Raw genomic sequence first — 12,267 nt, forward strand, 5'->3', positions numbered from 1 at the left:
TGTTAATCCTCTCGGGCAAAAAGTGCCTCTATAAAATCGTCCGCTTTAAACGGACGTAAATCCTCGATACGTTCGCCCACACCGATATAGCGGATAGGGATGCCAAACTGATCGGCAACCGAGAAGATAACCCCACCCTTCGCCGTACCATCCAGCTTGGTCAGAGTGATACCGGTTAAGCCCACCGCTTCATGGAACAGTTTGGCCTGGCTTATCGCATTCTGCCCGGTGCTGGCGTCGATAGTCAGCATAACTTCATGCGGCGCATCTTCGTCCAGCTTCTTCATGACGCGAACGATTTTTTTCAATTCTTCCATCAGGTGCGATTTATTCTGCAAACGCCCTGCGGTATCAGCGATCAGCACATCTACGTTACGCGCCTTCGCCGCCTGGATGGCATCAAAGATAACGGACGCGGAATCCGCACCGGTATGCTGAGCAATCACCGGGATATTATTACGCTGACCCCAGACCTGCAGCTGTTCTACCGCCGCCGCACGGAAAGTATCGCCCGCCGCCAGCATTACTGATTTACCCTGCTGCTCAAACTGACGCGCCAGCTTACCAATAGTGGTGGTTTTGCCCACACCGTTGACGCCAACCATTAAGATAACAAATGGTGTTTTGCCCTCAACATTCAGCGGTTCGTCAACCTTCGCCAGAATCTCGCCCATCTCTTCTTTCAGCAGGCCGTACAGCGCTTCCGCATCTTTAAGCTGCTTGCGGCTGGCACCTTCTGTCAGATTCGCAATGATCTTACGGGTCGTTTCTACGCCCACATCGGCGATCAGCAGCTGCTCTTCCAGCTCTTCAAACAGATCATCGTCGATCTTTTTACCACGGAACAGACTGATAAATCCGGAACCGAGGTTTTCTTTTGTTTTCAGCAGGCTGCGTTTCAGACGCGCAAAGAAACCTTCTTTGGTTGGTTTTTCCTGCTCCTGGACTACCTCTTCTTCTACCGGTTCTTCTACAGCAGGTTCTTCTACCGGCACCACCATAACCGCTTCTTCAGCAGCCTCAGCGGCCAGCGCCTGTGCTTCCAGCTCTTCGTCGGTCAGTTGCGGCTCGTTTCCAGCTTCTTCTTCAGCCGCCTCAACGATTTCCACGGTTTCCGCTTCGGCCTGCCACTCTTCGGCAGAAACTTCTTCGGTTTTCACCTCTTCCGGCAGCGGCAATTCTTCGCGTTCGATAACCACCGCCGCTGGCGTTTCCACTACAGTTTCAGCAACGGGTTCAGCAACCGGCTCAATTTCCGGCTGCGCTTGTTCGGCGACAGGTTCTTCTTCCGGCTGCGGTTTCTCAATTTCCGCAACCTGTTCAGTTACTTCAACGACTTCAGCAGCAAAGGCTTGCGTTTCCGCCTCGCTACGGGTTTCCTCGGCGCGCGGCTGTTCTTCAACGACGGTAGTTTCTTCAGCAACCGGTTGTTGTTCTTCGTTTTTTACTTCTGTCTCGTTTTCCGGTGCCTGCTCTTTTTGACCAAAGCCCAGCCAGGAAAAAAAGCCACGTTTTTTCTCTTTCGCCATTTGCGACTACACTCCCCCGCTGTTGCTTCATGGCACAGCGTCAACGCTATGTACATAGCAGCTAAAAAAATGATGAAATAGTCTATCACTTATACCCAATGAATTTCGAGTTACGTCAAGGCGGCAAGCGCACGAATCCCGATGAGCTTACTTTTAGTAAGTGATTCGGGTGAGTAAGTGCAGCCAACGAAGAGGTAACTTGAAAGGCTACGGGTTAACTTAACTCACATCACCGCCTGGAATGACATGCTATAGGCGGATTGAGCAATAATAGAAATGAAAAAACCGAATCACTCTGGTAGCGGCCAGATCCGCATTATTGGCGGGCAATGGCGTGGCCGTAAACTCCCGGTTCCGGACAGCCCCGGCCTGCGTCCGACCACCGACCGTGTGCGCGAAACGTTGTTTAACTGGCTGGCCCCGGTAATGGTCGATGCTCACTGTCTGGACTGCTTCGCCGGCAGCGGCGCGCTGGGGCTGGAAGCCCTCTCTCGCTATGCGGCAAATGCGACGCTTCTGGAGATGGATCGCGCGGTATCTCAGCAGCTACAAAAGAATCTCGCCACGTTGAAAGCCTCCCATGCCCGCGTCGTCAATACCAATACGCTGGCATTTTTGGCTCAGACGGGTACGCCGCATAACGTGGTATTTGTGGATCCGCCGTTTCGCAAAGGGTTACTGGAAGAAACATTAACGCTTCTGGAAACTCATGGCTGGCTGGCAAATGAAGCGTATATTTACGTTGAAAGCGAAGTAGAAAACGGTTTGCCGCCGGTTCCGGTGAACTGGTCGCTATACCGTGAGAAAGTTGCCGGACAGGTCGCCTATCGCCTGTACCAACGTGAAGCACGAGGAGAACACGATGTTGATTAACCTGGGACGCCTGCTGATGCTGTGCGTCTGGGCATTTTTACTACTGAATATTTTCCAACCCTTTCCACGCCCGCTTAACATCTTCGTTAACGTCGCACTGATATTTATGGTGCTGATGCATGGCATGCAGCTGGCGCTACTAAAAAGCACCATGCCTAAAGATGGCCCGCAGATGACCAACGGAGAGAAAATCCGTATTTTTCTGTTCGGCGTCTTTGAGCTACTGGTGTGGCAGAAGAAGATTAAAGATCAACTGAAGAAGTAACTGCGATCTTTTCGCCCGGCGGCACGTTGCGAGCCGGGGCGAAAAAATCTGTAGGCCGGATAAGGCGTAAGCCGCCATCCGGCATCAGTCAGATGACACCTTAGCGTTCAAGCGTAAAATCAACAAAACGCGAACCTTTGTAACTTAGCGTGCCTTTATCCCCGACCGTTAGCGCATGGTACTGCTGAGCATCCAGACGAAACGTCTGCTCCAGGCCGCCGTTTTGTGGCTTAAAGCTGGCTTCATAGCGCATGCTGGTTCCCGCCGGGCTCACTTCCTGTTGACGGGATCGTCGATCGTTAAGCGGTTTTTCCCGTTTGTTACTCACCACCACCTGCTTTTGCACCAGCGGCGCCGCATCATTATCGGCTTTTTCACGCCGCTGCTGAACAAAGCGAAACGACGCGGCGACAACAATTAAGATAATGATAACAATGAAAAAAAGTGGTGGTTTGCTCATAGTATTAACCCATCAGAAAATGCGGAAATAAGCATACATTGCCCGTTATGGTGTTGTCATCTGGCAGTGTCGACCTCTACACTGGACAGTAGAGCCGTAAGCACCCCGCTTACGAAAAAATAACGAATTCAAGGAACTAAGATGCTTTGGTCGTTTATCGCTGTCTGCCTTTCCGCATGGTTGTTCGTGGATGCTTCCTATCGTGGGCCCGCCTGGCAACGCTGGGTCTTTAAACCCCTGACGTTACTCCTGCTGGCGCTGCTGGCCTGGCAGGCGCCAATGTTTAACGCTATCAGCTATCTGGTGCTGGCTGGTCTGCTGGCCTCGCTGCTGGGCGATGCGCTGACGTTATTGCCGCGCCAACGCCTGCTGTACGCAGTGGGGGCATTCTTCCTGTCGCATCTGCTGTATACCATTTACTTCGCCAGCCAAATGACGCTGTCATTCTTCTGGCCTTTGCCGTTGGTGCTGGCGGTACTGGGGGCGTTGCTGATCGCCGTGATCTGGACGCGTCTGGAAGAGTTGCGCATTGCTATTTGTACCTTTATTGGCATCACGCTGATGATGGTCTGGATGGCTGGCGAACTGTGGTTCTTCCGCCCGACCGCTCCGGCGCTGTCGGCATTTATGGGCGCATCGCTCCTGTTCATTGGCAATATTGTTTGGCTGGGTAGCCATTACCGTCGTCGCTTTCGCGCCGATAACGCCATTGCCGCCGCCTGCTACTTCGCCGGACATTTCCTGATTGTTCGTTCGTTGTATCTTTAAAATGCTTGACTCTGGAGTCGACTCCAGAGTGTATCCTCCGGTTAATACGAAATGATTATCAACCGGAGGATGCCATGTCGACACCTGATACCAGTGGCAAAAAGGCCCCACAATTTTCTTCTTTCAAGCCAGCGCCTGCGCCACAAAAGGCGGATGACTGCTGCTGCGAAGGAAGCTGCTCCACTACACCGCCCGTATCCGATACCGTACTAGGTACCCGCTATTCCTGGAAAGTGGCGGGCATGGACTGTGCAGCCTGCGCCCGCAAAGTAGAGAATGCGGTCCGACAGGTCAGCGGCGTCAACCAGGTCCAGGTTCTGTTCGCCACTGAAAAACTGGTGGTCGATGCCGGTTCCGATATCCGCCAGCAAGTTGAAAACGCGGTGCAAAAAGCAGGTTATACCCTGCGCGATGAGCACGCGACGGACGCCGCCTGCGAGTCACGTTTTAAAGAAAACCTACCGCTGATTTCGCTGATTATCATGATGGCGATTAGCTGGGGGCTGGAGCAGTTCAATCATCCCTTCGGTCAGATAGCGTTTATCGCCACCACGCTGGTCGGTCTGTATCCCATTGCCCGTCAGGCCCTGCGTCTGATGAAAACCGGCAGCTACTTTGCCATTGAAACATTGATGAGCGTGGCCGCCATCGGCGCACTGTTTATCGGCGCGACGGCGGAAGCCGCCATGGTGCTGCTGCTGTTTTTAATTGGCGAACGCCTGGAAGGATGGGCCGCCAGCCGGGCCCGTAAAGGGGTCAGCGCACTGATGGCGCTCAAACCGGAAACCGCCACGCGCCTGCGTAACGGCGAGCGCGAAGAGGTGGCTATTAATAGCCTCCGCCCTGGCGATGTTATTGAAGTTGCCGCGGGTGGGCGTTTACCTGCCGACGGCAAACTGGTCTCCGGGTTTGCCAGTTTTGATGAAAGCGCCCTGACCGGCGAATCGATCCCGGTTGAACGCGCCACCGGCGAGAAAGTCCCGGCAGGTGCCACCAGCGTGGACCGTCTGGTTACACTGGAAGTGCTCTCCGAACCGGGCGCCAGCGCCATTGATCGTATTCTGAAGCTGATTGAAGAAGCGGAAGAACGTCGCGCCCCCATTGAGCGCTTTATTGACCGTTTCAGTCGAATTTACACTCCAGCCATTATGGCGGTTGCGCTGCTGGTCACCCTCGTACCGCCGCTGCTGTTTGCCGCATCCTGGCAGGAGTGGATTTATAAAGGACTGACGCTGCTGTTGATTGGCTGTCCTTGCGCACTGGTGATTTCAACCCCCGCAGCCATTACCTCTGGTCTTGCCGCCGCGGCGCGTCGTGGGGCGTTAATCAAAGGCGGGGCCGCGCTGGAACAGTTGGGTAGAGTCACGCAGGTGGCGTTTGATAAAACTGGCACTCTGACCGTGGGTAAACCGCGCGTCACTGCGATTCACCCGGCGAGCGGTATTGGCGAAGCTGAACTGCTGGCGCTGGCGGCAGCGGTAGAGCAAGGTGCGACACACCCGCTGGCACAAGCGATTGTCCGGGAAGCACAAACACGCGAACTGACTATTCCTATCGCAAGAGAGCAACGGGCTCTGGTTGGCTCTGGAATTGAAGCGCTGGTCAACGGCGAACGCGTGCTGATTTGCGCCGCCGGTAAGCAGCCTGCTGATGCCTTTGCCGGGCAGATAAGCGAGCTGGAAAGCGCGGGCCAAACGGTGGTGCTGGTGCTGCGTAACGATACTGTACTCGGCGTGCTGGCCCTACAGGACACGCTGCGCGACGACGCTCGCAGCGCTATCGCCGAGCTTGATCAGATTGGCGTGAAAGGCGTGATCCTGACCGGTGATAACCCGCGTGCGGCGGCCGCCATTGCCAGTGAACTGGGTCTCGAATTTAAAGCAGGACTCTTGCCGGAAGATAAGGTGCAGGCCGTTACCCATCTCAACCGACAATCGCCGCTGGCGATGGTTGGCGACGGTATCAACGACGCTCCGGCAATGAAAGCGGCTACCATCGGCATTGCGATGGGAAGCGGGACCGACGTCGCGCTGGAAACCGCCGATGCCGCCCTGACCCACAACCGCCTGCGCGGTCTGGTGCAAATGATTCAACTGGCGCGGGCCACCCACGCCAATATTCGCCAGAACATTGCGATTGCGCTGGGCCTGAAGGGGATTTTCCTCGTCACCACGCTGCTCGGGATAACCGGATTGTGGCTGGCAGTGCTGGCCGATACGGGGGCAACGGTACTGGTGACCGCTAACGCGCTGCGGTTGTTACGTAAAGGATAGTTTTTTGCCGGATGACGGCGTGGCCTTATCCGGCCTACGGGTTACACGTTCTTTGTAGGCCGGATAAGCGTTAGCGCCATCCGGCAAACAAAACTAGTGACCTTTACGCAGCAGATAGCGGTACGGCAGCGAGTCGGTCTCTTTGGCCACCAGCTCATGCTCCATAAAGGTACAGAAGCCAGGAATATCGCGGGTTGTTGCCGGATCGTCGGCGACAATCAGCAGTGTTTCACCGGCCTGCATGCCACGTACGGTTTTACGCACCATCATCACCGGTTCCGGGCAGCGCAGTCCCTGGGCATCAAGAGTATGGTCGGGGGAAGTAAACAGGTCGCTCATCGTCGTCTCATTCATACAAAAACGGCGTTATTTTACGCTCTGTTGTGGCGTAAGCCAATCAGGTTAACGATTGCGTGAAAAACAACCATTGCAATGTGCTCTTAAAGCAGTATCATGCGACGGTTTTTTATTGGGTTCCCTCACCCCATCCAACAAAAAGGTCACAATATGACTCCGTTTACACAAACTCAGCGCCTAAAAGCGTTGTTCTGGCTATCGCTATTTCATCTGCTGGTGATCACCTCCAGCAACTATCTGGTGCAGCTTCCAATCTCCATTTTTGGTTTCCATACCACATGGGGCGCGTTTAGCTTTCCGTTTATTTTCCTCGCGACCGACCTGACCGTGCGTATTTTTGGCGCGCCGCTGGCTCGACGTATCATCTTTGCGGTGATGATCCCCGCGTTGCTGATCTCCTATGTCGTTTCGTCCCTGTTTTATATGGGATCGTGGCAGGGATTTGGCGCACTGCTGCACTTTAACCTGTTTGTTGCCCGTATCGCCGCCGCCAGCTTTATGGCTTACGCGCTGGGACAAATTCTGGATGTGCATGTCTTTAACCGCCTGCGCCAGAACCGTCGTTGGTGGCTGGCACCGACAGCGTCCACGCTATTTGGCAATATCAGCGATACGTTGGCCTTCTTCTTTATCGCTTTCTGGCGTAGCCCGGATGCCTTTATGGCCGAGCACTGGATGGAAATCGCGCTGGTCGATTACTGTTTCAAGGTGCTGATCAGCATTATTTTCTTCCTGCCGATGTACGGCGTGCTGCTGAATATGTTGCTGAAAAGGCTGGCAGATAAATCCGAAATCGCTGCATTGCAGACGAGTTAAAGGTTCATTTTCCGAGTTGTGATAAGATGGACGAATGAGCCGTTATGGCCGTTTATCGAAAGGAAGAAGTCAATGCGCAATCTGGTTAAATATGTCGGTATTGGCCTGCTGGTTATGGGGCTTGCAGCCTGTGATAATAGCGATACAAAAGCGCCAGCCGAGGGTGCTGCCGCAGAAAGTAGCGCCAGCGGACAACCGGTCAGCCTGCTGGACGGCAAACTCAGTTTTTCCCTGCCAGCGGATATGACCGATCAGAGCGGCAAGCTGGGCACCCAGGCGAACAATATGCACGTCTATTCTGACGCAACCGGCCAGAAAGCGGTGATTGTGATTGTTGGCGACAACACCAACGAAGACCTGGCTGTACTGGCAAAACGTCTGGAAGATCAGCAGCGTAGCCGCGACCCACAGCTGCAGGTCGTCACCAATAAATCTATTGAGCTGAAAGGCCACACGTTGCAGCAGTTAGACAGCATCATCTCAGCCAAAGGCCAGACCGCTTACTCTTCCGTAGTGCTGGGTAAAGTGGACAATCAACTGCTGACCCTGCAAATCACGCTGCCTGCTGACGATCAGCAAAAAGCGCAGACTACCGCAGAAAACATCATTAACACGCTGGTTATCCAGTAACGGTTAAGACGATGACGCGGCCTCCGGTGACACCACCTGAGGCCGTTTTTTTAGCCGCCATGTCAGCAATAACGCCACCGCCACCAGCCCAGCTGCCGCCAGATAGATAACCGGCACTCCCGCCCACGTCATTATCAACCCGGCCAGCGGCCCGGTAACCCCCAGCGATAAATCCATAAACACCGTGTAGGTCGCCAGCGCAGCGCCCTGATTTTGCTGCGGGACGGCTTTTACCGCGACCACGCCCAGCGCCGGGAAAACCAGTGAGAACCCAGCCCCAGCCAGCAGAACGCCGATTTTCGCCATCCACGGCATGGAAGCCATCCCGACCAGCAGCAGCCCGACAATCTCGACGCTAAAGCAAATCATCGCCACATTCAGCCCGCCTAAACGGTTGATACCATTTGGGAACAACAGTCGAGTGCCGACAAATGTGCAGCTAAAAAGCGTCAGCGCGAAAGCTGCGCCGTCCCAGCCTTTGGCATCATAAAACAGGGTAATAAACGTGGCGATCACCCCAAATCCAGCGGAGGCCAGGGCCAGCGCCATACCGTACAACCAGACGCGCCCGAGCACCGCGCGAAACGGCAACGGCTTGCCTTTGCTGGCCTTCACCGCAGGACGAGGGAGCGCCAGCAGTATCGCCACCAGCGCCACGCCCATCACGGTCAGCGCCAGCCCCTGTAAGCCCCCCCAGGCATAAAACAGAACGCCCAGCGGCGCGCCTATCGCCATCGCGCCATAGGTCACGATGCCATTCCAGGAAATCACCCGTCCGATGTGCATTGAGCCAACCACCCCCACGCCCCACAGCGTAGAGCCAGTTCCGGCAAAGCTTTGCCCGATCCCGAGAATCACCCGCCCCAGGCACAGCAGCAGCAGACTAGCCAACGGCCAGCCGTTCGTTGATCCCGCCAGCAAATAGCCCAGACCACTTAAAAAGCAGCCACACAGCCCGAATACCACAATCTTCTTTGGCCCCAGCAGATCGGCATAGCGACCGGCATGCGGACGGCTCAGCAGCGTAGCGAAATATTGCAGGCTGATAACCAGCCCAGCCCAGAAGGCGCTGAACCCCATCACATCATGAACATAGCCTGGCAAGACCGCGAGCGGCAGGCCGATGGTCAGATAGCTGGCGAAGTTGAACATCACCACAGAGACAATGCGCAGGTTAAGGCGTAAACCGCTCAGCGTCGGTTCAGCGACGGGTTCGGGCATGGAGGGTCACCACGTTTTCACAACAGTGTTTCATTTCTACCATGTTGCCGCGCAGAAATCAGCAGTCAGTTTAGGAATATCAGTCACAAGCCAGCCGCTACACTTAATGCAAAAACGCAAACAGGAAGAAAATATGACAACCGCTCAGCCCGATAAAACGGGTTTGCACATTTTACTCAAACTGGCTGCTTTGGTGGTGATCCTCGCCGGTATTCATGCCGCGGCGGATATCATTGTGCAACTGCTGCTGGCCCTCTTTTTTGCCATTGTATTGAATCCGCTGGTCGCCTGGTTTATTCGCCGGGGAGTACGTCGCCCGGTTGCCATTACGCTCGTAGTGGTAGTCATGCTGTTCGTCCTCACGGCACTGATCGGCGTCCTCGCGTCTTCGATCACGGAATTCATGGCCATGCTACCCAAATACAACAAGGAGCTGACACGTAAGGTCCTGCATCTGCAAGAGATGGTTCCCTTTTTAAATCTGCATATGTCCCCGGAGCGCATGCTACAACGCATGGACTCCGACAAAATAATGACCTTCACCACCACGCTGATGACAAGTCTTTCCGGCGCCATGGCCAGCGTCGTTCTGCTGGTGATGACGGTCGTCTTTATGCTGTTTGAGGTACGTCATGTTCCTTATAAGCTGCGCTTTTCGCTGAACAACCCACAAATCCATATTGCGGGGCTGCATCGGGCGCTCAAGGGCGTATCTCACTATCTGGCACTGAAAACGTTGCTCAGCTTATGGACCGGTGCCATCATCTGGCTGGGTCTGGCGCTGATGGGGATTCAGTTTGCTCTGATGTGGGGCGTGCTGGCCTTCCTGCTAAACTACGTGCCCAACATTGGCTCGGTCATTTCCGCCGTCCCGCCCATGATCCAGGCGCTGCTGTTCAACGGCATTTACGAATGCGTACTGGTTGGTGCGCTGTTCCTAGTGGTGCATATGGTTATTGGCAATATCCTCGAACCCCGCATGATGGGGCATCGGCTGGGATTATCGACGCTTATCGTCTTCCTCTCTTTGCTGGTATGGGGATGGCTGCTCGGCCCGGTAGGCATGCTGCTCTCTGTGCCGTTAACCAGCGTGTGTAAAATCTGGATGGAAACGACCACAGGCGGTAGCAAACTGGCAATTTTACTCGGACCCGGCAGGCCCAAAAGTCGATTACCGGGATAAACTTGCAAACAGCATGTGAAGAGTGGTACACAACCCCATTATTACTAAAGGTTAGTCCTGATATGTACCGGATCGTTCTTGGGAAAGTTTCTGTTTTAAGCGCTGGCGAACTGCCTGCCGCGATGAAAGAGCAAGCGCCGCAAGGTGTTCGCCGTGCGCGCTGGCTGGCAGGTCGCGTGCTGCTTTCCCATGCACTTTCGCCATTACCGAACATCATCTATGGCGAGCAAGGAAAACCGGCCTTTTCCGCCGATACGCCGCTGTGGTTCAATCTCAGCCACAGCGGCGATGACATCGTCCTGCTGCTCAGCGACGAAGGGGAAGTCGGCTGCGATATTGAAGTTATTCGCCCGCGCGATAACTGGCAAACGCTGGCAAATACGGTATTCAGTCTTGGGGAACACGCTGAAGTTGAAGCCGAACACCCGGAGCAACAGCTGGCGGCGTTCTGGCGCATCTGGACGCGTAAAGAAGCTATCGTGAAACAGCGCGGCGGCAGTGCCTGGCAAATCGTCAGCGTCGACAGTACCGCGCTGACCTCCTCACTCTCCGTCAGCCAGTGCCAGATCGATACCCTGAGCCTGGCGGTTTGCACCCCCACGCCATTTACCCTGACCGCCGACGCCGTACACAGGCTGTAATGTTTTCATTCCCGTGCGCCGCCGCGCAATATCGTAAGGTTGAAATCTGATGCAACGTATCACCATCACACTTGATGACGATTTATTAGAAACGCTCGACGGCCTGAGTCAGCGCCGTGGCTACAACAACCGTTCCGAAGCGATCCGCGATATTCTGCGCGGCGCACTGGCGCAGGAAACCACTCAGGAGCACGGCACTCAGGGCTTCGCGGTACTCTCGTATGTTTATGAGCATGAGAAGCGTGACCTGGCGAGCCGCATTGTTTCTACCCAACACCACCACCACGATTTATCGGTCGCCACGCTGCACGTGCACATCAACCATGACGACTGCCTGGAAATCGCCGTACTAAAAGGCGACATGGGCGATGTACAGCATTTTGCCGATGACGTGATCTCCCAACGCGGCGTGCGCCACGGTCATTTGCAGTGCCTGCCGAAAGAAGAGTAATTGCCTGTTTCGTTGCCGGATGGCGGCTACGCCTTATCCGGCCTACTCCGTTACCGTTTGTAGGCCAGGCAAGCGAAGCCCCCCTGGCAATAATGAGCAAACCAACTAGCAACTATGCCTGTTTGAGACTTTTGCTGAGCGTTTCGATGATCCATGTATTGACTGATACCTGTTCTTCCGCTGCCGCAAAACTTAAACGTTCTCCGAAAGACTCTGGATAGCGCAGAGTAAACGTCTTCAGCTTTTCCGGGTTTGCGTAAGGTTCTATCCCTGCGGCAGAGCAATCATCAAGATACTCTCGTAAGGAGATCTCCCCCTCTTTTTGCAGCCCCTGAATGCTGTCAGAGACAAAATCACAATAGCCTGACAATCCCAGGAACTTACCGCGAAACGCATTAAGCTCAGGGACATAATTAATCACCGCAGGTTGACCGGCGATTTCCATTGAGTTTGGCGTTTTGGGTTTGATCATGGTTTTACCCCTATACTTGTTAACCAGTCACGTACGTTTTCGACCGCGCCTTTATCTGTATCCGGAGAAGGATGTGGTCTATGAAAACTCGCAATGCTCTTATTTAAAAGAAATTTACATCGCGAGCCTCGTCCTTCTTTGATTTCGCCACCTAACGCCTTGATCAGTGACTCAATTTCCGACCACTTGATTCCCTGCGGCGTCGGTGCTTTAAAAAGCTGATCCAGCGTGTTCTTTTGCTTTTTGCGTAAAGACAACACTTTTTCCTTCATCGCATGTCCTTATGACTTCATCCTTTGAAGTCATATTATAACAGCATACAATGCAG

At 54.3% G+C, this 12,267-nt stretch carries 15 protein-coding genes; 9 read left to right on the plus strand and 6 right to left on the minus strand.

What is annotated here, in order from left to right:
* Positions 1-2 precede the first annotated feature (2 nt).
* Complete coding sequence (gene ftsY / locus SK34_RS10235; protein ID WP_048232959.1) at positions 3-1,529, minus strand: signal recognition particle-docking protein FtsY; 1,527 nt, start codon at positions 1,527-1,529, stop codon at positions 3-5.
* A gap of 276 nt (positions 1,530-1,805) precedes the next feature.
* On the opposite strand from ftsY, the gene rsmD reads away from it, so the two are divergent.
* Positions 1,806-2,402, plus strand: coding sequence for a 16S rRNA (guanine(966)-N(2))-methyltransferase (gene rsmD, locus SK34_RS10240; protein WP_016151121.1), 597 nt, complete (start codon positions 1,806-1,808; stop codon positions 2,400-2,402).
* Complete coding sequence (locus tag SK34_RS10245) at positions 2,392-2,667, plus strand: DUF1145 family protein (protein WP_003023415.1); 276 nt, start codon at positions 2,392-2,394, stop codon at positions 2,665-2,667. The genes rsmD and SK34_RS10245 overlap by 11 nt, the downstream gene beginning before the upstream one ends.
* Positions 2,668-2,767: 100 nt before the next feature.
* Here SK34_RS10245 and SK34_RS10250 read toward each other — a convergent pair whose 3' ends face one another.
* Positions 2,768-3,127 (minus strand): DUF2500 domain-containing protein, encoded by a 360-nt coding sequence (locus tag SK34_RS10250; protein WP_003023413.1) that lies wholly within the window; start codon positions 3,125-3,127, stop codon positions 2,768-2,770.
* A 141-nt stretch (positions 3,128-3,268) separates the two neighbouring features.
* Between SK34_RS10250 and SK34_RS10255 the strand changes: the two genes are divergently transcribed.
* On the plus strand, positions 3,269-3,895 hold the full coding sequence (locus SK34_RS10255; protein WP_003846172.1) for a lysoplasmalogenase: 627 nt from the start codon (positions 3,269-3,271) through the stop codon (positions 3,893-3,895).
* 74 nt (positions 3,896-3,969) lie between these two features.
* Positions 3,970-6,168 carry a Zn(II)/Cd(II)/Pb(II) translocating P-type ATPase ZntA gene (zntA, locus tag SK34_RS10260; RefSeq protein WP_048232962.1) on the plus strand — a complete coding sequence of 733 codons (2,199 nt, stop codon included), beginning with the start codon at positions 3,970-3,972 and terminating at the stop codon, positions 6,166-6,168.
* Between the two features lie 93 nt (positions 6,169-6,261).
* On the opposite strand, the gene tusA is transcribed toward zntA, so the two are convergent.
* Positions 6,262-6,507, minus strand: a complete 246-nt coding sequence (gene tusA, locus SK34_RS10265; RefSeq protein WP_003023404.1) for a sulfurtransferase TusA — start codon at positions 6,505-6,507, stop codon at positions 6,262-6,264.
* Between the two features lie 168 nt (positions 6,508-6,675).
* Between tusA and SK34_RS10270 the strand changes: the two genes are divergently transcribed.
* Positions 6,676-7,341 carry a 7-cyano-7-deazaguanine/7-aminomethyl-7-deazaguanine transporter gene (locus tag SK34_RS10270; RefSeq protein WP_003023401.1) on the plus strand — a complete coding sequence of 222 codons (666 nt, stop codon included), beginning with the start codon at positions 6,676-6,678 and terminating at the stop codon, positions 7,339-7,341.
* A 72-nt stretch (positions 7,342-7,413) separates the two neighbouring features.
* A complete protein-coding gene (locus SK34_RS10275; RefSeq protein ID WP_003837816.1) occupies positions 7,414-7,971 on the plus strand; it encodes a DcrB family lipoprotein in 558 nt (185 codons plus the stop codon).
* 3 nt (positions 7,972-7,974) lie between these two features.
* Here SK34_RS10275 and SK34_RS10280 read toward each other — a convergent pair whose 3' ends face one another.
* On the minus strand, positions 7,975-9,192 hold the full coding sequence (locus SK34_RS10280; protein WP_016151126.1) for an MFS transporter: 1,218 nt from the start codon (positions 9,190-9,192) through the stop codon (positions 7,975-7,977).
* Positions 9,193-9,325: 133 nt separating this feature from the next.
* On the opposite strand from SK34_RS10280, the gene SK34_RS10285 reads away from it, so the two are divergent.
* From SK34_RS10285 to nikR, 3 genes are all read left to right on the plus strand, one after another.
* The gene (locus SK34_RS10285; protein ID WP_003023393.1) at positions 9,326-10,375 is read left to right on the plus strand and encodes an AI-2E family transporter; all 1,050 of its coding nucleotides are present in this window, start codon (positions 9,326-9,328) and stop codon (positions 10,373-10,375) included.
* Between the two features lie 62 nt (positions 10,376-10,437).
* The gene (gene acpT, locus SK34_RS10290; protein ID WP_003023390.1) at positions 10,438-11,016 is read left to right on the plus strand and encodes a 4'-phosphopantetheinyl transferase AcpT; all 579 of its coding nucleotides are present in this window, start codon (positions 10,438-10,440) and stop codon (positions 11,014-11,016) included.
* Positions 11,017-11,065: 49 nt separating this feature from the next.
* Complete coding sequence (gene nikR / locus SK34_RS10295; protein WP_003023387.1) at positions 11,066-11,467, plus strand: nickel-responsive transcriptional regulator NikR; 402 nt, start codon at positions 11,066-11,068, stop codon at positions 11,465-11,467.
* Between the two features lie 112 nt (positions 11,468-11,579).
* Here nikR and SK34_RS10300 read toward each other — a convergent pair whose 3' ends face one another.
* Together SK34_RS10300 and SK34_RS10305 are read right to left on the minus strand one after the other, a co-directional pair.
* Complete coding sequence (locus SK34_RS10300; protein WP_003837808.1) at positions 11,580-11,939, minus strand: type II toxin-antitoxin system HicB family antitoxin; 360 nt, start codon at positions 11,937-11,939, stop codon at positions 11,580-11,582.
* Positions 11,936-12,211 carry a type II toxin-antitoxin system HicA family toxin gene (locus tag SK34_RS10305; protein ID WP_003837806.1) on the minus strand — a complete coding sequence of 92 codons (276 nt, stop codon included), beginning with the start codon at positions 12,209-12,211 and terminating at the stop codon, positions 11,936-11,938. The genes SK34_RS10300 and SK34_RS10305 overlap by 4 nt, the downstream gene beginning before the upstream one ends.
* Positions 12,212-12,267: the final 56 nt, after the last annotated feature.

Origin of the sequence: Citrobacter sp. MGH104 (assembly GCF_001034485.1) — a bacterium.
Taxonomy (GTDB): Bacteria; Pseudomonadota; Gammaproteobacteria; order Enterobacterales; family Enterobacteriaceae; genus Citrobacter; species Citrobacter freundii.

What these genes read in the sequence shown, in the direction of transcription:
- ftsY (WP_048232959.1), bottom strand. Translation starts at nt 1,529, where the DNA reads ATGGCGAAAGAGAAAAAACGTGGCTTTTTTTCCTGGCTGGGCTTTGGT.
- rsmD (WP_016151121.1), top strand. Translation starts at nt 1,806, where the DNA reads ATGAAAAAACCGAATCACTCTGGTAGCGGCCAGATCCGCATTATTGGC.
- SK34_RS10245 (WP_003023415.1), top strand. Translation starts at nt 2,392, where the DNA reads ATGTTGATTAACCTGGGACGCCTGCTGATGCTGTGCGTCTGGGCATTT.
- SK34_RS10250 (WP_003023413.1), bottom strand. Translation starts at nt 3,127, where the DNA reads ATGAGCAAACCACCACTTTTTTTCATTGTTATCATTATCTTAATTGTT.
- SK34_RS10255 (WP_003846172.1), top strand. Translation starts at nt 3,269, where the DNA reads ATGCTTTGGTCGTTTATCGCTGTCTGCCTTTCCGCATGGTTGTTCGTG.
- zntA (WP_048232962.1), top strand. Translation starts at nt 3,970, where the DNA reads ATGTCGACACCTGATACCAGTGGCAAAAAGGCCCCACAATTTTCTTCT.
- tusA (WP_003023404.1), bottom strand. Translation starts at nt 6,507, where the DNA reads ATGAGCGACCTGTTTACTTCCCCCGACCATACTCTTGATGCCCAGGGA.
- SK34_RS10270 (WP_003023401.1), top strand. Translation starts at nt 6,676, where the DNA reads ATGACTCCGTTTACACAAACTCAGCGCCTAAAAGCGTTGTTCTGGCTA.
- SK34_RS10275 (WP_003837816.1), top strand. Translation starts at nt 7,414, where the DNA reads ATGCGCAATCTGGTTAAATATGTCGGTATTGGCCTGCTGGTTATGGGG.
- SK34_RS10280 (WP_016151126.1), bottom strand. Translation starts at nt 9,192, where the DNA reads ATGCCCGAACCCGTCGCTGAACCGACGCTGAGCGGTTTACGCCTTAAC.
- SK34_RS10285 (WP_003023393.1), top strand. Translation starts at nt 9,326, where the DNA reads ATGACAACCGCTCAGCCCGATAAAACGGGTTTGCACATTTTACTCAAA.
- acpT (WP_003023390.1), top strand. Translation starts at nt 10,438, where the DNA reads ATGTACCGGATCGTTCTTGGGAAAGTTTCTGTTTTAAGCGCTGGCGAA.
- nikR (WP_003023387.1), top strand. Translation starts at nt 11,066, where the DNA reads ATGCAACGTATCACCATCACACTTGATGACGATTTATTAGAAACGCTC.
- SK34_RS10300 (WP_003837808.1), bottom strand. Translation starts at nt 11,939, where the DNA reads ATGATCAAACCCAAAACGCCAAACTCAATGGAAATCGCCGGTCAACCT.
- SK34_RS10305 (WP_003837806.1), bottom strand. Translation starts at nt 12,211, where the DNA reads ATGAAGGAAAAAGTGTTGTCTTTACGCAAAAAGCAAAAGAACACGCTG.